At 74.4% G+C, this 17394-nt stretch carries 15 protein-coding genes; 4 read left to right on the plus strand and 11 right to left on the minus strand.

What is annotated here, in order from left to right; translation table 11 throughout:
* Positions 1–86 precede the first annotated feature (86 nt).
* Positions 87–1010 carry an SDR family oxidoreductase gene (locus tag OOK34_RS34660; RefSeq protein ID WP_267038140.1) on the minus strand — a complete coding sequence of 308 codons (924 nt, stop codon included), beginning with the start codon at positions 1008–1010 and terminating at the stop codon, positions 87–89.
* A 264-nt stretch (positions 1011–1274) separates the two neighbouring features.
* Here OOK34_RS34660 and OOK34_RS34665 point away from each other — a divergent pair, with 264 nt between their 5' ends.
* Positions 1275–2093 carry a hypothetical protein gene (locus OOK34_RS34665; RefSeq protein ID WP_267038141.1) on the plus strand — a complete coding sequence of 273 codons (819 nt, stop codon included), beginning with the start codon at positions 1275–1277 and terminating at the stop codon, positions 2091–2093.
* 23 nt (positions 2094–2116) lie between these two features.
* Here the strand turns inward: OOK34_RS34665 and OOK34_RS34670 are convergent, their stop codons facing one another.
* From OOK34_RS34670 to OOK34_RS34685, 4 genes are all read right to left on the minus strand, one after another.
* Entirely contained in the window at positions 2117–3187 is a 1071-nt protein-coding gene (locus OOK34_RS34670) for an esterase family protein (RefSeq protein WP_267038142.1), read from the minus strand.
* Positions 3188–3247: 60 nt separating this feature from the next.
* Positions 3248–4837, minus strand: coding sequence for a molybdopterin-dependent oxidoreductase (locus tag OOK34_RS34675; RefSeq protein ID WP_267038143.1), 1590 nt, complete (start codon positions 4835–4837; stop codon positions 3248–3250).
* A gap of 71 nt (positions 4838–4908) precedes the next feature.
* Positions 4909–5088 carry a hypothetical protein gene (locus OOK34_RS34680; protein WP_267038144.1) on the minus strand — a complete coding sequence of 60 codons (180 nt, stop codon included), beginning with the start codon at positions 5086–5088 and terminating at the stop codon, positions 4909–4911.
* A 222-nt stretch (positions 5089–5310) separates the two neighbouring features.
* Positions 5311–6996, minus strand: coding sequence for a ricin-type beta-trefoil lectin domain protein (locus OOK34_RS34685; RefSeq protein ID WP_267038145.1), 1686 nt, complete (start codon positions 6994–6996; stop codon positions 5311–5313).
* Between the two features lie 215 nt (positions 6997–7211).
* Here OOK34_RS34685 and OOK34_RS34690 point away from each other — a divergent pair, with 215 nt between their 5' ends.
* From OOK34_RS34690 to OOK34_RS34700, 3 genes are all read left to right on the plus strand, one after another.
* Positions 7212–7853 (plus strand): TetR/AcrR family transcriptional regulator, encoded by a 642-nt coding sequence (locus OOK34_RS34690; RefSeq protein WP_267038146.1) that lies wholly within the window; start codon positions 7212–7214, stop codon positions 7851–7853.
* Between the two features lie 22 nt (positions 7854–7875).
* Complete coding sequence (locus OOK34_RS34695; protein WP_267038147.1) at positions 7876–8796, plus strand: serine/threonine dehydratase; 921 nt, start codon at positions 7876–7878, stop codon at positions 8794–8796.
* A gap of 134 nt (positions 8797–8930) precedes the next feature.
* Positions 8931–9290 (plus strand): hypothetical protein, encoded by a 360-nt coding sequence (locus tag OOK34_RS34700; RefSeq protein WP_267038148.1) that lies wholly within the window; start codon positions 8931–8933, stop codon positions 9288–9290.
* 40 nt (positions 9291–9330) lie between these two features.
* Here the strand turns inward: OOK34_RS34700 and OOK34_RS34705 are convergent, their stop codons facing one another.
* The 6 genes from OOK34_RS34705 to mdlC form a co-directional block, all read right to left on the minus strand.
* A complete protein-coding gene (locus OOK34_RS34705) occupies positions 9331–9543 on the minus strand; it encodes a hypothetical protein (RefSeq protein ID WP_267038149.1) in 213 nt (70 codons plus the stop codon).
* Complete coding sequence (locus OOK34_RS34710) at positions 9540–11453, minus strand: peroxidase family protein (protein ID WP_267038150.1); 1914 nt, start codon at positions 11451–11453, stop codon at positions 9540–9542. Before OOK34_RS34710 ends, OOK34_RS34705 begins: the two co-directional genes overlap by 4 nt.
* Positions 11454–11462: 9 nt before the next feature.
* A complete protein-coding gene (locus OOK34_RS34715) occupies positions 11463–12827 on the minus strand; it encodes an alpha/beta fold hydrolase (RefSeq protein WP_267038151.1) in 1365 nt (454 codons plus the stop codon).
* 12 nt (positions 12828–12839) lie between these two features.
* Entirely contained in the window at positions 12840–14192 is a 1353-nt protein-coding gene (locus OOK34_RS34720) for a cytochrome P450 (RefSeq protein WP_267038152.1), read from the minus strand.
* Complete coding sequence (locus OOK34_RS34725) at positions 14189–15598, minus strand: FAD-binding oxidoreductase (protein WP_267038153.1); 1410 nt, start codon at positions 15596–15598, stop codon at positions 14189–14191. Before OOK34_RS34725 ends, OOK34_RS34720 begins: the two co-directional genes overlap by 4 nt.
* 71 nt (positions 15599–15669) lie before the next feature.
* Positions 15670–17280, minus strand: coding sequence for a benzoylformate decarboxylase (mdlC, locus tag OOK34_RS34730; RefSeq protein ID WP_267038154.1), 1611 nt, complete (start codon positions 17278–17280; stop codon positions 15670–15672).
* Positions 17281–17394: the final 114 nt, after the last annotated feature.

Genomic DNA, 17394 nt, shown 5'->3' on the forward strand with positions numbered 1-17394 from the left:
GAAAACAGCCCGGGCGTGCCCCGCACTGCCCACCCCTTCCTCTGGGCGGCCCTGTTCCGGCGGCCGGATGCGGAGCCGGAGCCGGCTCAGCGGTAGCCCGTCGTGTCCGCCGGCCGGCCCGGGTCCTGGACCTCCACCATGTACCGCCAGGCGTCGGGCCGGCTCCCGTCGAGGTCCGTGAACCCGTAGACCCCCGCGAGCTGCCCGCTGGACAGGGACTTGCCGTTCCAGCGGGACACCTCCGGGTCGGCCGCCAGCGCCGCGACCGCGCGGCCGACGTACGAGGGGGTCTCGGAGATCGCGAAGTGCGGGACCTTCTCCAGCGCGTCCCGCCAGTTCTCCTCCGTCACCCCGAAGGCCTCGAGCATGATCTCCGAGCGCAGCCACCCCGGCGTCAGCGCCACCGCCGTCGCCCCGCGCGGACCCAGCTCGTGCCCGAGCGCGAACGCCATCCGCAGCACCGACGACTTGGCGAGGTCGTAGAAGAAGGACACCCGGTAGCGGCTCGCGTTGTACTCGGCCGTCCCGTCGGTCATCTCCACCACCAGCCCGCCCGGTTCGCGCAGCAGCAGCGGGATCGCGAAATGGCTGGTGACGGCATGGGTCTCCACCGCGAGCCGCAGCAGCCGCAGGCCCTTGTCCAGGTCGTGCTCCCAGACGGTGCTCTCCCACTCGAAGAGCCGCTCCCCGCCCCAGATGTCGTTCACCAGGACGTCCAGACGGCCCTCCTCGGAGTCGATCCGCCCCACCAGCGCCTCGACCTGCCCGGGCACCAGATGGTCGGCCACCACGGCGACCCCCCGCCCGCCCGCCGCCGTGACCAGCGCCGCCGTCTCCTCGATCGTCTCCGGCCGGTCGTACTCGGAGCGCCGCCCGGTGGTGCTGCGCCCCGACACGTAGACCGTCGCACCGCGCGCCCCCAGCTGGACGGCGACACCCCGGCCCGCGCCCCGCGTCGCACCGGCCACCAGGGCCACCCTGCCTTCGAGATCCCGCTCTGTTCCCGGCATGTCCCGACCCTACGCCGCCCCGCCCCGCCCCGGGCGGCCGGGAGCGGCGGGAGGGGCGACTGGGTACGCGTGTGGCCTAGGGGGTGTCTTGTGGGTCGGGCCGGATCAGGGAGCGGTGCCAGGCGCCGCGAGCCCGGCCTGACCCGCAAGACACCCCCTAGGTGGCCGGATCGGCGTCCTTTCGCCGGAGCGCGGGGCCCGATACCCATGGAACCCGGCCCCCCCAGCCGCCCCAGCCCCCGCACCCGGAAAGGCACGCAGCCGATGAGCACCACCGCGATGACCAGCTTCGACGAGGTCTACGGACTCCCCGACCCGCGCGGCTACTTCACCCGGCTCCAGCCGTACGCCTACCAGACCCCCGCACACGCGCAGCCGGTGTTCCGCGCCCTGGCCGGCGAACTCCCCGCCGGGCGGCGCACGGTCCTCGACGTGTGCTGCTCGTACGGGATCAACGCGGCCCTCCTCAACCACGAGCTCACCCTGGACGATCTCTACGCCCACTACACCTCCGAGGCGGCGGCCCGTCTGAGCACCGCCGAACTCATCGACCGCGACCGCGAGTTCTACGCCGAGCGGCGCCGCCCCGACGCCGTCCCCGTCATCGGCCTCGACGTCTCGGGCCCCGCCGTCTCCTACGCCCTGGCCGTCGGACTGCTCGAGGAGGGCTACGCGCAGGACCTGGAGGCGTCCGAACCGGAGGAGGGCCTGCGCCGCTCCGCCCCCGGCGTCGGCCTGATCACCGTCACCGGAGGCACCAGCTTCCTCACCGGGCGCACCTTCGCCCGGCTGCTCACCGCCGTCGGCCGGCCGGTGCCGGTGGCCGCCTTCGTCCTGCGCACCCACGACTACCGGGATATCGCCCGCTGCCTGGAGTCGTACGGGCTCCGGGTCGAGCGGGCCGGGTCCACCAGCCCGCAGCGGCGCTTCACCGACCCCGAGGAGCAGCGGCTCGCGACGGCCGCCGTCACCGCGCTCGGTGAGGACCCGGCCGGCAAGGAGGCGGCGGGCTGGTTCCACACCCGGCTGCACCTGGCCCGGCCCCGTCCCGGCGCCCAGCCCCTTCCCGAGGCCCGGTCCTGAGGCCGGCCGGGCGGTAGGAGCCGTCACGAAGGGGCGGCGGGCGCGGCGAGCTCCGTACTCAGCCAGCCCAGGGCGTCCGGGTACATCCCGCTCCAGGTCTGGAAGTTGTGGCCCCCGGACGGCCGGACGAGGGTCTTCACCCGGACCCCGGTGCCCCGCGCCGCCCGGGCGAAGGCCGCCAGCTGCTGCGGCGGGCTGTCCTTGTCCTGCGCGGAGGTGGCCAGGAACAGCCCGACGTCCGCCCCCTTCGCGTGCCCGAGCAGCCACACCGGGCTGTTGCGCTCCCGCAGCCCGGCGTCGGCCAGCACCTCCGGGTCCCCGGTCAGCGGGTCCGGGTCCAGGGCCGCGCCCGCGCGGAACACCTCCGGGTACTGGAGCGGCAGCTTCACCGCGCAGAAGGCCCCCGTCGAGACGCCCATCAGCCCCCACCCCTTCGGCTCGGGCAGGGTGCGGAAGTTCTTCGCGACCAGCTCGGGGACGTCCCGCGCGAGCCAGGTCGCGACCTTGCGCCGCGGGGTGTCGCTGCAGTCCGTGTTCACCCCGCCGGGGTAGATCTCCGGCACCACCAGGATGAACGGGTGCGCCGCGCCGAGCTGCACCAGCTGCTCCAGGGAGTCCGGCATGGAGCCCAGGTCGAACCAGGAGCCCGGCGAGCCCGGATACCCGTGGAGCAGCGTCAGCACCGGGAAGCGGGTCTTCTGCGCGCCCGGGGCGTCGTACTCCGGCGGGGTCCACACGATCACCTGCCCGGCGAGCTTGGAGTGGCTGCCCCGGAAGTAGGTGCTCCGGGTGCCGTTCGCGCCCTGGGTGAACTTGGCCCGGCCCACCGGCGGCCCGGTCATCGCGGAGGAGCCGCGGCCGTCGCCGGTGCCCAGCAGGTCGTCCCAGGAGGCGTACAGCCCGTAGCTGCCGTTGATCCAGGCGGCCACCACGCAGATGGCCGTCAGCTGGCACAGCCCGAGCATCAGCACCCTGACCCCCCACCGCACCGCACCCGGCCCCGGCAGGCGGTTCCACAGCAGCAGCGCGAGGAGCATGGCGAGCGCGGTGGCCGCGATCAGTGTGACGAGGAACGAGGTGCTGGTCAGCTCCACGGCGCCGGCTCCTGACGTACGGATGTCGTGATCGTCCCTCAATGTAGGGCTCTGTACCGCCTACGCACGGACGCGCACCGTGACGGAGTGCCATCCGGTCGCCCCGTCGGGCAGGGTGCCCGTGCGCCGCTCCGGCTGCACCTCGCCCCGGCCGTCGGTGGCGCGGACCTCCAGGGTGTGCTGCCCGGGCGTCGCCTCCCACGGCCACACCCACTGCCGCCACGTGTCCACGCCGTCCGCGTCCCCGAGCCGGGCCTCCCGCCACGGGCCGCCGTCGACCCGTACCTCCACCCGGGCGATCCCGCGGTGCTGCGCCCACGCCACCCCCGCCACCGCCACCCGGCCCGCCGCTTGCTGCGCGAAGGAGCGCGGGGTGTCGATCCGCGACTGGGTCTTGACCGGGGCCTGCTGCGCCCACGACCGGCGCACCCAGTACGCGTCGTACGCCTCGAAGGTGGTCAGCCGCAGCTCGCGCAGCCACTTGCAGGCGGAGACGTACCCGTACAGGCCCGGTACGACCATCCGTACGGGGAAACCGTGCGTGAAGGGGAGCGGCTCCCCGTTCATCCCGACGGCCAGAAGTGCCGCGCGGCCGTCCATGACCGCCTCGACGGGGGTGCCGATCGTCATCCCGTCCACCGAGCGGGCCACCAGCTGGTCGGCCGGCCCGCCCTGGGACGGCGGCCGTACGCCCGCCTCGCGCAGCAGGTCCGCGAGGCGTACGCCGAGCCAGCGGGCGTTGCCCACGTAGGGGCCGCCGACCTCGTTGGAGACGCAGCACAGGGTGATGTCGTGCTCGGTCAGCGGCCGGGCGAGCAGCTCGGGCAGGGTCAGGGTCAGGGGCCGGGTGACCCCGTCCCCGTGGATGCTCAGCCGCCAGGTGCCCGCGTCCACCCGGGGGACGACCAGGGCGGTGTCCACGCGGTAGAAGTCCCGGTTCGGGGTGAGGAACGGCCCCAGGCCCGGCACCCGCAGCGCGGCCCCCGCGGGTACCGGCGGCGCGGGGACGGCGGGGGACGGCAGGACCAGGTCCGCCCGGGAGGCGGTGGCCCCCGCCGCGCCGTGGGCGCCGAGGCGCCGGCCCGCGTATCCGGCGGCGGCCGAGGCGGCCACGGTGGCCGCCAGCAGCCGGCCGAAGGCGCGCCGGTCCAGGGGCCAGGTGCCGCCCGCCCGGCCGCCCGCCGGGCGGGGCCGGCGCAGGGCGGAGGCCAGCAGGTACAGCACTCCGGCCGCCACCACCCCGCCCGCCAGCGAGGGCAGCGCGTCCTTCCAGCCCGCCCCCGGCCGGCTGAGCGCGGCCACCGCGCCGAGCACCCCCACCGCGGCGGCGAGGGCGCAGCCCGCGCGGGGGCGGCGTACCGCGAGGATCCCGGCCCCGGCGGCGAGCACGGCCAGCAGGGCCACCGTCCCGAGGGTCAGCACCAGCTTGTCGGCGGTGCCGAAGGCGCGGATGGCCCACTCCTTGACGGCCGCCGGAGTACGGTCCACCACCGCCCCGCCGACCGCCGTGAGCGGGGCCGCCTCGGGGCGTACGAGCGCCGCCGCCAGTTCCGCGACGGCCAGTCCGGCGAACGCCGCGGCCATCCCGCCGACGGCGGCCGCCCAGGCCGGGCGCCGCCTGCGCGCCGGCTGCGGCCGCGCACGGGTCATTCGGAGCCACCTCCGCCCGGATCCTCCGGGAACCTACCGCTTCGTCCTGTCACGGTAGCGCCGATGCCCGCTCACTCACGTGCCGCTCCCGCGGGATCCGCCGGCACCGCCTCGCATCCGCAGGCCCCGGCGGTGGCGCGGGCATCGGGCGTGGGGCCGGCCGGGCGGCGCTTGCGCAGCTCGACCACGCCGTCGGTGATGCCGACGGCCGGCGCGGGGGTCTGGGTCCGCTCCTGCGCGGTCTCGGACATGTCGGGTGCGCTCCTGTCGCCTCGTGGCCCCGTGGGCGTCGGAAAGGGGCGGCCGCAGGATCGTTCCGGCGGCCGCCCCTCTGATCGTCGGGGAGCCAGTGAACCCAGCACCCCCGCCGGGCGGGTGCCGCTCGGCGGGGATTCCCCCGGAAGGGTGATGGCGCGGGCCCGGCCGTGCCGGGTGGTGTGCGCGCCCGCAGCCGGGGGCCGGGCGTCGGGGCGTCAGACCGGCAGGGACCAGGCCTGGTCGGCCTGGTGGTCGCCGCAGGCCGCCAGCCGCAGCCGCTCGGCCGGGGCGTCGGGGGTCGCGGGCGCCGCCGGGGCCGTCAGGCACTGCCCGCTCGTCTCCTCGACCAGGGCCCCGTCGCGCCGGTGGCTCCAGCTCTGCCCCGCCTGCCGGCCCGGCGCACAGTCGGCCAGCTCCACCAGGCCGCCCCCGCCCGCCGTGAGGCATTCGCCGGCCAGCCGCAGCCGCCCGCCGCTGCCCAGGGTCCAGCGCTGGTCGGCCCCGGCGGTGCAGGTCCCCAGCACCACCGCGCCGGCCCCGCTGGTGCTGGCCCCGTCGGCGCACTTCGCCCCGAGCCCGTTGATCTGCCCGGTGGGCACGGCCTCGGCGCAGCCGCGCGGGGTGAGCCGCCACACCATCGTGTCGTGCGCGCCCAGCCGCCCGGTCAGCGCGTCCACGACCTGGCCGCGCGCCCCGCTCCACAGGTTCTCGGCGTCCACCACGCAGGCGGCGGGCAGTCCGACGTCGGCCAGTGGTACGGAGACGTCCCGGGCGCTGCCCGAGCGGTTGAGCACGGCCACGGCGCGGTCCCCGTTCGCCAGCGGCCGGGCCAGCACCTCGAAGGTCGCATTGGAGGAGACCACGGCGCCCTGCCGGCCCAGCGGGTCCTGGTCCAGCTCGATCAGGCGGGTGTTGCCGAGCGCCGCGAGCCCGCCCGGGGTGAGCGCGGACACCTCGGAGGACAGGATGAAGGGGGCCGCCATCATCGCCCACAGCCCGACCTGGCTGCGGCTCTCCGCGTCCGTCAGCCCGGGGGCGCCCGCGATCAGGAAGTCGGGGTCGTTCCAGTTGCCGGGGCCCGCGTACCGGCCGAGCCAGCGGTTGTAGCCGTAGTTGCCCAGCACCGAGCTCCAGCGGGAGGTGGCCGGGGCGCTCGGGGCGTACACCTTGATGTCCCGGCCCTCGCGCCACAACTGCCCGGTCTCGCCGACCCAGTCGAGGACCTTGTGCCAGTCGGCGCCGCCCCACTCGCCCTGCTGGAAGTAGGCGGGCGCGGAGGCCGAGAGCACCATCGGCCGCCCGCTGTCGCGCAGCGCCCGGGCGACGGAGTTGTAGGCGTCCCGGTAGGCCTGCTCCTTCGTCTTCCCGGGCGGCACCCACAGGTTGCAGCCGTCCATCTTGACGTAGTCCACCTTCCACGACGCGAACAGCCGTGCGTCGCGGGCGTAGTGGTCCGGGCCGCCGCCCTCGGGGGCGCCGCTGCCGGGGTAGCGCTCGCAGGTGAGGGAGCCGGCGTCCTCGTAGATGCCGAACTTCAGCCCCTTGGCGTGCAGGTACTCGCCGAGCCAGGCCATGCCGTGCGGGAACTTCTGCGTGTCGGTGACCAGGTTCCCCTGCGCGTCGCGCTCCTTGAGCATCCAGCAGTCGTCCACCGTCACCGTGTCGTAGCCCTTGGCGGCGAGACCGCTGGAGACGAGGGCGTCGGCGTTGGCGACCACCGTGGCCTCGTCGATGCGGCACATGTAGTGCGCCCAGTTGTTCCACCCCATGGGCGGGGTGAGCGCGAGCGGGGTGTCCCAGGTCGCTGTCGGGTCGGCCGCCGCGGGGGCGGGGGCGAGCGCGAGGGCGAGCAGGGCGGCCGCGGTCAGACAGGGGAGCGAAGCGCGCAGGCGAGGCGGCACGGGGTCTCCTTGACGTGGGGGAGTACCGACGGGCATTCGTGCCTCAGTGCAGCGGTGCGACTACCGGCTGTCAACATAAGTCGATGGTTATGGCTCAATGACCAGCAATATGGCCGCAGTCGGTGTCACACGTCGGTGTCACACACCGGTGTCACGTCCGTGGCGCGGCACGGGAAGATCCGGCGTATGTTACGGCGGCTGATACGCTGTATCTCATGCCGAGAAGATCAGCCGCCCTGGATCGCGCGACCCCCGGAGCGATCGCCGTCGCCGCCCTGCGCATCCTGGACGAGGAAGGGCCCGGCGCCCTCAGCTTCCGCGCCCTCGCCGAACGCCTCGAGGTCTCCCACGCCACCGTCCAGCGCCGCTGCACCGACCTGGCCGGCCTGCTGGACCTGTGCACCGAGCACCTCGCCGCCCGGCTGCCCGAGATCCCCGCCGGAACCGACTGGGCCGAGGCAGCCGAGCTGCGGTTCGGCGCCCTCTACCGGCTGCTCACCGCCCACCCCGGACTGCTCGTCCTGCGCGGCGGGCGGCCCTGGCTCGGCCGGCAGCTGCTCGCCCGCCTCGTGGAGCCCGCCCTCGCCGACAGCATCGCCGCCGGGATGAGCGCGGCCGAGGCCATGACCGCCTACCGGCGGATGTACCTGCTCACCCTGGGCAGCGCCGCCTTCGTCGACCACCGCGACCCCGCAGGGGCCACCGCGGCCTCCCGGGCCGCCCTCGCCGCCCTGGACCCCGCCGAGTTCCCCGTCCTCGCGGGCGCCGTGGCCGACGTACTGCCCCCGCTGACCGACCACGAGGTGTACTACGGCGCCCTGCGCCAGCTCATCGAGGCCGCCCGGCCCGCCGCCTGACCCCACGAAAGGCAGTCCGCCCATGGAACAGCAGCTCGACTACGCCGCCGTCCGCGCCGCCGCGGCCCGTACCGCCGGGGCCGTCCGCCCCGCCGCCGTGGTACCCGCCTCCGAAGGCGTCTGGTACGCCCTGGAGTACCTCCAGCACACCGGCTCCTTCAAGGCCCGCGGCGCGCACAACTTCCTCGCCGCCCACCGTGAGACCGGCAGCCTCCCGGCCGCCGGCGTCACCATCGCCTCCGGCGGCAACGCCGGCCTCGCCTGCGCCTGGGCGGCCCGCGCGCAGGGCGTCCCCGCCACCGTGTTCCTCCCCGCCAACGCCCCGCGCGTCAAGGTGGAGCGGCTGCGCGGCTACGGGGCCGACGTACGGCTCGTCGGCGACCGGTACGCCGAAGCGCTCGCCGCCTGCCGGGAGTTCGCCGCGGACAGCGGGGCGCTGAGCAGCCACGCCTACGACCACCCGCTCATCGCCGCGGGCGCCGGGACCCTGCTCGACGAGGTCCGGGCCGCCCTGCCCGGCCTGGACACCGTGGTCGTCGCGGTCGGCGGCGGCGGGCTGTTCGCGGGCGTCGCCACCGCCGCCCGCGAACACGGCGTACGGGTGGTCGCCGCCGAGCCCGAGCACTGCCGGGCCCTGAACGCCGCCCTCGAGGCGGGCCGCCCCGTCGACGTCCCGGTGTCCTCCGTCGCCGCCGACTCCCTCGGCGCCACCCGGGTCTCCGCCGACGCGCTGGCCGCCGCCCGGCAGGGGAACGCCGTATCGGTACTCGTCCCGGACGAGGCCATCACCGCAGCCCGGCGCGCGCTCTGGGAGGAGCACCGGATCGTGGTCGAAGCGGGGGCCGCCACCGCCCTGGCCGCCCTGCGCACCGCCCCGCGGCCGCCGGGGGAGCGGGTCGCCGTCGTCCTGTGCGGGGCGAACACCGACCCCGGGGACCTCTGAGGCACCGCCCGCGAACGACGTTCGTTGCGGCGGCCCAAGACTTTCGAGGACGGCCCGCCCGCCCCACCGCCTGAGAGGCTCCGACTGTCAGCAGGAAGAGCACAGCAACATCAAGGGCACGGAGGAACGGGGCCATGGCTCAGCGCAAGGGTTGTCTCATCGGGTGTGGAATCGCGCTGGTGCTGGGAGTGGGGCTCCTCGTGGCGCTGTTCTTCGGGGCGGCCAAGGTGCTCGACATAGCCGACAAGACCCTGGTCGACCCGAAGGTCTACGAGGCGGTGAGCGTCGGCGACGCCGAGAGCGAGGTCCGCGCGAAGCTGCCCTCCGGCGACACCTTCGTCAAGGACGCCCTCAAGGACGGCGGCCCGGCCGAGCCCGCCGGGAGCGTGTGCGCCTGGTACCTCTCCAGCGCCGACACCCAGGCCGAGGACGTCCTCCGCTTCTGCTTCAAGGACGGCAAGCTCGCGGAGAAGGCCCAGTACCGCATGAAGTAGCGTGCGCCACCCCCTGCGTACGGGGCCTTCCCCCGCGCTCCTACCGCGCCCGGCCGTCCAGCCGGGCGGCCGAGCGGGACAGCCCGTCGGCGGCCGTGGCGCAGCGCAGCGCCAGCTCGTCGACGCGCGCCCGGAAGGCGTCGGCCTGCGGGCCCTTCCAGTTCAGGCCGTCACAGGCGCTGCGGAGCCGGTCCGCCCGCTCGCGCAGGGCGGCGGCGTGGCTGCGCAGGCCGTCGGCGGGGTGCCCGGTCACGACCGCTCCTTCCAGGGGGCGAAGGCGTTGGTCACTCCGGCCAGCGCCGGGGCCAGCTCGGGGTGGTGCCGCAGCAGCACCGTGACCATCGAGTTCCGGTCGATCCAGCGCATCCCCTCGGCCGTGTACACCTCCGGCCGGTAGTCGGTGGTGAAGAACCGGTCGCTCTTGAGACGGCGGGTGGCCATCAGCGCGAAGATCCGGAAGAGGGTGTCGCTGAACCCGAAGCCCGCCGGCCGCGGCTCGGCCAGGTTCCCGACCAGGGTGTCGACCCGTTCGAGCCGGCCGTCGTAGAGCTCCCGCAGCAGCGGGGTGTCGCCCGGGTGGCCCCCGGTCAGCTGCTCGAAGGAGGTGACCGGGCGCTTGCGCAGCATCTGCCGGTAGGCGTTGTAGCGCGGGATGCCCCGCTCGCGGTCGCGCAGGATGTCCACGGTCCCGAGGTCGATGTGCTCGCCGGACAGCCGCTTCAGGTTGCGCAGCGCGTCCGGGTGGTTGTGCAGGACCAGGGCGCCCGGGTTCGAGACCCCGAAGGTGTAGAACAGGTCGCTCATCCCGTAGGCGTCGATCGCGGTGCGCGTGGTCGCGCCCTGCATGTCGTCGAAGCCGATGATCTCGCGCCGCGCCCCGCGACGGTGGTCGCGGACGGTGATCTCGTCCGGGATCAGCGGGTGCAGCCGGTACGCCGACACGAACTCCTCCGTCATGGAGAAGGGCGCGGCGTGGTGGTCGGTGGCGGAGCCCCGGGAGCCGCTGAGGACCTCGCCGCCGATCCGGCCGAAGGTCTTGGTGACCCAGCGGGGCAGCAGCCCGTCCCAGTTGGCCCGCATCGCGTGGTGCACCACCGGGTGGTCGAGGATGCCCGGGGTCCACTCCACGGTGTGGATCTTCGCCATCAGGGCGGTGTTGATCAGCCGCGCGGTGTGGAAGAGCCGCTCGTCGTCCCAGGTGGGGTGGTGCGAGCGGACCAGGTCGCAGATGGCGTTGTGCTCCTTGGCGAAGAGCGTGTGCAGCAGCGACAGGCCGGTCCAGTAGTCGCTGTTCATGCCCGTCGCGTCGAGGCAGGCCATGTCGGGCCGCGGATCGGTGGGCAGCCGGCCGCCGTCGAGGATCAGGTGCCCGTGCTCCCCGGTGCGCAGCGAGCGGCAGCGGGCCTCGTCGGAGCCGTAGATCTGCGAGCCGTCCCACCAGTGGGTGACGGTGTTCTCGTACGTCGGCGGGACGTCGGGGGTGGTGTGGGCGACCGGGTCGGGGCGGGTGCGGTTGACCCGCATCGGGCAGGTGCCGCCCTGCTCCGCCCAGTCGTCGTCGGCGGCGAGCGGGACGGTGAAGGGCTCGGCCTCCTCGTTGTCCCCGTGGTTGGCCCAGCCGTGGTTCTGGAACTGGATCCACGCGGCGGCCAGCAGGTTCAGGGTGGGCGCGGGGGTGAACCCGCGCCGGGCCAGGAGCTCCCGGCTGACCTCGCGGGGACTGGGAGCCATCAGCTCCTCGTCCTTGTCCGGATAGGCCATGTGCAGCGGGGAGTTGCGGTCCAGACGGGTGCCCACCCGGCCCATGTCCTCGTCGTACGGGTCGTAGCCCGAGCCGTCGTACGAGCGGTACGGCGCGAGGCGCGGCGTGGGGCGCCGCTTGCGTTCGCCCCCCGCGCCGAAGGTGTCGTGCAGGTTGTGGCGGCGCAGGTCCTCGCGGATGACGGCCAGGTTCATCAGGCCGATCGGGCCCGGCAGTTCGTACCACTCGCGGGTGCGGTTGATCCGGGCGAAGGCCGCCGACTCCAGCCGCTCCAGCAGGCCGGGCGGGCCGTACGGCTCCGGCGGCGCGGGCGGCGTCGACTGCCGGTGGCCCGCCTGGGCCGGCAGCTCCGGGCCGGCTGCCGTATCCGTCGGCGGGGTGTGGGAGGAGGTGTCGGTCATACGGGGTCCTCAGCGGTCGTGGAGGGAGAAGAGGTGCGTGCCGGTGACCCGGCCGCGGAAGGCGGCGAGTTCGGAGTCGACGTGCGAGCGCGCGTGGGGGACATCGTGTTCGAGGTTGTGCGCGTACCGCTCGGCGGCATGGCAGAGCGGGAAGGCCTGGGTGTCGTCCGTCCAGCTGAACTCGGTGAACTCGGGCGGCAGTTCGTACGGAGAGACCGCGGAGCGGCCCTCCAGGCTGGGCACGATGTCGTGCTCGTTGACGAGGGACAGCACCCGGGTGCGCGGATCGGCGGCCCGTTTCTGGTCGATGGGCGAACCGATCGCGACCACGTGCGTCACCGTGTACAGCGCGTTGAAGTCCCGGCTCGCCGCCAGGTTCATCGCGGTGATCCCGCCCTGGCTGTGGCCGACCAGCGCGATCTGCGAACCGGAGGGGACGAGCCGGCGCAGGGCCCTGACCACCGCGCGGGTGTACGTGGTGTCGATGGAGCCCAGCGCGTCGATGCCGCCGAGGAGGTCCTGCGGGCTCTCCTGGTTGAAGGTGGGTCCCATGCCGGCCAGTTGGACGACGTAGCGGCGGACCCCGTCCGGTCCGGCGACCTGCTGTACGAGGAGCAGGCCGCGCGTGCCGATCCGGTCGATGTTGCGGACGTAGCCGACGATGGTGCCCGAGGTGTCGATGCTGCCCAGCAGCCCGGGTGAGGGGCTGTGCGGTTCGGCGCGGCCGCGGCCCCGGTTGAGGAAGGCCCAGACCGTGGTGCTGACCCCGGCGAAGTAGTCCGAGGTCAGGGGCCGGCCGGTGGCGATCTGCCAGCCCGCGGTGTCGTTGAAGGGGTTCTCGTCGGTCAGCGCGTTCCAGGCCATGATGTCGGTGAAGGAAGGCGCCAGCAGGGCGAGGGCGTACTCCGCGCCCTTCTCGGTCAGCAGCCCCCTGAACACCCGTACCGCCTCGGCCTGGCGGTCCTCGTCGATGGCGCGCAGCACCCGCGAGGTGGTCGGGTTGTCCAGCAGCTCCGGGTGGCGCACGGCGGCCGCCCGGATCCGCGCCTTGAGGCCGGTGACGGCGAGGCTGACCGCCAGGCTCTCCCGGCTGGTGAGCACCCCGGCCAGCCAGAGGGCGCCGGCGAGCGGGGTGTTCCCCTGCGGCGCCCAGCCCAGACCCCTGGGATCCGTCAGGGTCCGCAGGAGGTCGCGCTGGGCGGCGCGGGCCCGGCGCGGGCCGGCCGCCACCAGGGGCAGGCGGGGGCCGAGGGCGATCCGGGAGGCGTAGCGCGCGGCGTCGCGCACCGCGTCGGCGGCTTCGGCCAGCTCGCGGCAGACGTGGTGCAGGGAGGCGACGTCCGGTTGGGTGACGGACGCGTCGGTTTCGGACACGGTGCTTCCCCCTTACAGCCGGCCGAGGCGCAGCCGGATGGCGGCCGTGTCGAGGATCCCCGGCAGCGGACGCCCCGGGTCGAGCACCGGACGGGCCCCGGTGAGGCGGTGGCCGCGCAGCACCTCGGCGCAGACCAGAGAGGTGAGCAGCAGGGCGACGTACTCGCCGGGGCAGCGGGCGCCGCCGTGGCTGAACGGGGCCACGCGGGTGTCCGCGTGCACGCCCGGGGTCAGCCAGCGGCCCGGAGCGAAGAGGTGCCCGCCGTCGACCTGTGCGGGGTCGCGCTGGTGGAAGCCCATCGGCACCAGGACGTTGGTGCCGGCCGGGTAGCGCACCCCGCGCCACTCGGTCTCGGTACGGGTGACCCGTACGAGGTCGGGGACGATCGGGTACAGCCGCACCGACTCCTCCAGGCAGGCCCGCAGCCGCGGCAGCCCGGGGACGCCCTCGGCCGCCTCGGCGTGCGCGGCCTCCTGCTCGGCCGGGTGGTGCGCGAGCAGCAGCAGGGTGCGGGCGACGACGGGCGCGGCGAGGTCGATGCCCAGCAGCCAGTGGTGGGTCTGGCCCAGCGGGTCGGTGCCCTCCGGGGCGGGCTCGCTCAGCGCGCGGGCGGCCAGGGTGTGCGCGGGCGCGTCGGCCGCGTACCGCGTGATCCGGGCCTCGATCTTCGAGTAGAGCGCCTTGGCGGCCTCCGGCTTGCTGCGGCCCATCCAGTTGGCCTGGCCGCGCAGGGTGGCGAGCCAGTCGGACAGCTCCTGGTCGTCGGACGCCTGGTCGCCGAGGACCACCCGCCGGGAGATGCGGGTCAGGGTCTTCCACAGCAGCGGGAAGTCGACGACCGTGCGGTCGGTGAGCCTCCTGCACTCCTCCTCGACGACGGTCCGGAACTCCCCGCAGGAGGGGTGTACCGGCTGGTCGGCGGCGAGCGCGCGGTCGTTGACCCGGCGCCGGTCCTCACGCACCTGGCCGTGCGAGCAGATCACCCCGGTGGGTTCGAAGACGGACAGGCTGTCGTACTTGTCGTCCGCGTCCATGGAGAGGTCCGAGACCGGCTCCTCGAAGAAGCGCCGGATGTCGGCCTGGTCGAACAGGACGAGCATCTCGCCGGAGAGCGCGCGCACCATCACGGGCGCGCCGCCGTGCCGGGCCTTCATCGCCCGCAGGGTGGCGTTCGACCAGGCGGGCTGGTTCACGCGGGAGTACAGCGCCATGACCGGGAACCGGGGGTTGGCGACGCCGCGTACGAAGACGGGCAGGGTGTGGGTGGCGACGAAGCGGACGGTCTCCGCCAGGCCGGCCCGGACGGGGGGCAGTACGGGCGTCTCGTCCCGGGTGGTGCCCGGGGCCTCGATGGACTGGGTCATGCCGTGACCACCTTGCCGGGGTTGAGCAGGTTCTTGGGGTCGAACAGCCGCTTGAGGCCGCGCTGGAGCTCCAGGGAGACGGGGCCCAGCTCGCGCTCCAGCCACTCCCGCTTGAGGGTGCCGATGCCGTGCTCGCCGGTGGTCGTACCGCCCAGTTCGAGGCCGGCGGCCATGATGGCGTCGTACGCCTCCTGGGCGCGGCGGAACTCGTCCGCGTCGGACTCGTCGAAGACGACCGTGGGGTGCAGGTTGCCGTCACCGGCGTGGCCGAGGGTGAAGATCTTCAGCCCGTAGCGCTCGGCGATCACCTCGATCTGGCCGATCAGCTCGGGGAGCGCGGTACGGGGCACCGCGACGTCCTCGATGAAGGCGGTGAGCCCGCCGCCCCGGGAGGCCATGTAACGGCCGATGGCCGGGCTGACCAGGCGGCGCGCCTCGATGATCTCGTACGCCTCCTTGCTGGTGGCCGAGGTGGCCACCTCGTGGGCGCCCGCCTTCCTGCAGAGGACCGCCATGGCGGCAAGGTCCGGCGCGGGGTCGGCGGAGTCGCTCTCGACGATCAGGGTGGCGGCGCTGCCGGGACGCAGCAGCGGGTGGCCGAGTTCCACGATGGCCTCGGTGGTGGCCCGGTCGAGGAGTTCGAGCGCGGACGGGGTGTGGCCGGCGGCGGTGATCGCGGCGACGGCGTCCCCGGCGGCGGTCAGGCTGGGGAATTGGGCGAGCAGGGAGAGCGCCGGGGGCCGGGCGGGCCGCAGTGCGAGGGTGGCGCCGACGACCACCGCCAGGGTGCCCTCCGAGCCGACGATCAGGCGCGTCAGGTCGTATCCGGCGACGCCCTTGGCGGTGTCCCGGCCGGTGCGCATCCGCCGCCCGTCGGGCAGGACGAGGTCCAGCCCGAGGACGTAGTCGGCGGTGACCCCGTACTTCACGCAGCAGATGCCGCCCGCGCCGGTGGCGATGTTCCCGCCGATGGTGCAGCGCTCCCAGGAGGCCGGGTCCGGCGGGTACGTCAGCCCGTGCTCGGCCACGGCCTGTGCGAGGCGGCGGGTGGTGACCCCGGGCTGGCAGCGCACCAGGCGGTTGGCGGGGTCGATGGACAGGATCTCGTCCATCGCGGCGGTGGACAGCACCACGCAGCCGTCGATGGCGTTGGCGGCGCCGGCCAGGCCCGTGCGGGCGCCCTGCGGGACGACGGGGACGCCCAGTTCGTAGGCGGTCCGCATGATGTGCTCGACCTGTTCGGCCGTGCGCGGGACGGCGACCACGGCCGGGGTTCCGCACTCGGAGAAGGGAGCGGAGTCCCGGGAGTGCGCGGCGAGTTCCGCCGGGTCGGTGAGCAGGGCTTCCGGGGGGAGCGCGGAGCGGAGCCTGCTGAGCAGGAGGGGGGTGTCGGTGGTGGGGGACATGCCGGCCTTCCGAGGCGGTGCGGTGGAACGGGGCGCGGTGGAACGGGGGTGTGGCGGAGCGGAGTCGGGGGCTACAGGGTGGGGAGCTCGGTGGTGACCGGTACGTCGATGAGCACCGGGCCGTCCTGCTGGAGGGCCGACTCCCGCACCAGCTTGGCCAGTTCGCCGAAGCCGGTCGCCAGGTGGGCGCGTACCCCGTAGCCGGTGGCGATGGCCGCGATGTCCAGGCCGGGGATGTCGAGCCCGGGGGCGCCCTGGGCCTGCTCCACCTGGGCGAACCACTGGAGGATCGCGTAGCGCTGGTTGCTCAGCACGACGAAGGTGACGGGGACCTTGTAGGCGGCCGCGGTCCACAGCGCCTGCACGGCGTAGTGGGTGGAGCCGTCGCCGATGACGCAGACCACGGGCCGGTCCGGGGCCCCGAGCTGGGCGCCCACGGCCGCGGCGAGGCCGAAGCCGAGACCGCCGCCCGCCGTGAAGAGGAAGGAGCCCGGGGTGCTGATCCGGGTGGCGTCGTGGAACTGGCCCAGGTTGGACGGGGATTCGTTGACCCACAGGGTGTTCGCGGGGGCGCCCTGCGCGATGGCCGTCATCGCGGCGAGCGGGGTGAGCACCCCGTCGACCTCCTCGAAGGACTCGGCCCGCTCGATCCGCCCGGCCCGGGGCGAGCCCTCGCGTGGGGGCAGCTCCGCGAGCAGGGCCCGTACGGTCAGGGCGAGGTCGGCGACCAGCGCGTCCCCGACGGGGGCGCGGGCCGCCTCCTCCGCGTCCCGGGTCAGCTGCACCAGCTCGGCGCCCTCGGGCAGGTAGGCGCCGGGGACGTAGGGGTAGTAGCAGAACACCGGGGCGCCGATCACCAGGACCAGGTCGTGGCCCTCGAGGCAGCGGGTCAGCGGCGCGATGGCCGGGGGCAGCATGCCGCGGTACTGCGGGTGGGACTTGGGGAAGGCGATCCGGCCCTCGGTGGGCGCCGACCAGACGGGCAGGCCGGTGCGCTCGGCCAGTTCCACGACGGCGTCCCAGGCTCCGGCGGCGTCCACGTCGTTGCCGGCGACGAGGACGGCGCTGCGGGCGCCGGCCAGGCGCGCGGCGAGCTGCCGGACCACCTCGGCGGAGGGGGCGGCGGCGTGCGTGACGGTGCGGGCCGCGGTCCGTTGGGCGGCCCGGTCCTCGGTCTCGTCGAGCACCACGTCGAAGTCGTCCATGGGCAGCGAGAGGAACACCGGGCCCTGCGGCGGGGTTTCGGCGATCTGCGCGGCGCGGGCGAGGGCGGGTGCGACGTCCGCCGCGCGCGGGGGCTCGTACGCCCACTTCACGGCGGGCTGGGGCAGGAGGGTGGACTGGGGGTTGGTCAGCAGGGCCTCCATGGTGAGCATGGCGCGGACCTGCTGGCCGGCGGTGACGACCATGGGGGTGCGGTTGGCGCGGGCGTTCAGGATCGCGCCCATCGCGTTGCCCGTGCCCGGGCCGGTGTGCAGGTTGACCAGGCCGGTGGTGCCGGAGGCGAGGGCGTAGCCGTCGGCCATGCCGACGACCACGGCCTCCTGGAGCCCCAGAACGTAGCGGAAGTCCTCCGGGAACTGCTTGAGCATGGGCAGTTCGGTCGATCCGGGGTTGCCGAAGACCGTGGTCATCCCACGGGCTCGGAGGACATCCATGACCGACTCTCGGACCGTGCGCATGGGCGTTCCTTCGCGGAGCAGGCGGAAACAGTGGGTGATCAATCCATCACATTGCGTTCATCAAGGCAAAATCCATGATCCGTTCGGGTCGGACGCCGGTGAAGGCCTGGCAGC

This window comes from Streptomyces sp. NBC_00091 (genome assembly GCF_026343185.1).
GTDB lineage: Bacteria > Actinomycetota > Actinomycetes > Streptomycetales > Streptomycetaceae > Streptomyces.

Excerpts from the sequence above, each read along its gene's own strand:
- OOK34_RS34660 (WP_267038140.1), bottom strand. The coding sequence starts at position 1,010 with ATGCCGGGAACAGAGCGGGATCTCGAAGGCAGGGTGGCCCTGGTGGCC.
- OOK34_RS34665 (WP_267038141.1), top strand. The coding sequence starts at position 1,275 with ATGAGCACCACCGCGATGACCAGCTTCGACGAGGTCTACGGACTCCCC.
- OOK34_RS34675 (WP_267038143.1), bottom strand. The coding sequence starts at position 4,837 with ATGACCCGTGCGCGGCCGCAGCCGGCGCGCAGGCGGCGCCCGGCCTGG.
- OOK34_RS34680 (WP_267038144.1), bottom strand. The coding sequence starts at position 5,088 with ATGTCCGAGACCGCGCAGGAGCGGACCCAGACCCCCGCGCCGGCCGTC.
- OOK34_RS34690 (WP_267038146.1), top strand. The coding sequence starts at position 7,212 with ATGCCGAGAAGATCAGCCGCCCTGGATCGCGCGACCCCCGGAGCGATC.
- OOK34_RS34695 (WP_267038147.1), top strand. The coding sequence starts at position 7,876 with ATGGAACAGCAGCTCGACTACGCCGCCGTCCGCGCCGCCGCGGCCCGT.
- OOK34_RS34700 (WP_267038148.1), top strand. The coding sequence starts at position 8,931 with ATGGCTCAGCGCAAGGGTTGTCTCATCGGGTGTGGAATCGCGCTGGTG.
- OOK34_RS34710 (WP_267038150.1), bottom strand. The coding sequence starts at position 11,453 with ATGACCGACACCTCCTCCCACACCCCGCCGACGGATACGGCAGCCGGC.
- OOK34_RS34720 (WP_267038152.1), bottom strand. The coding sequence starts at position 14,192 with ATGACCCAGTCCATCGAGGCCCCGGGCACCACCCGGGACGAGACGCCC.
- OOK34_RS34725 (WP_267038153.1), bottom strand. The coding sequence starts at position 15,598 with ATGTCCCCCACCACCGACACCCCCCTCCTGCTCAGCAGGCTCCGCTCC.
- mdlC (WP_267038154.1), bottom strand. The coding sequence starts at position 17,280 with ATGCGCACGGTCCGAGAGTCGGTCATGGATGTCCTCCGAGCCCGTGGG.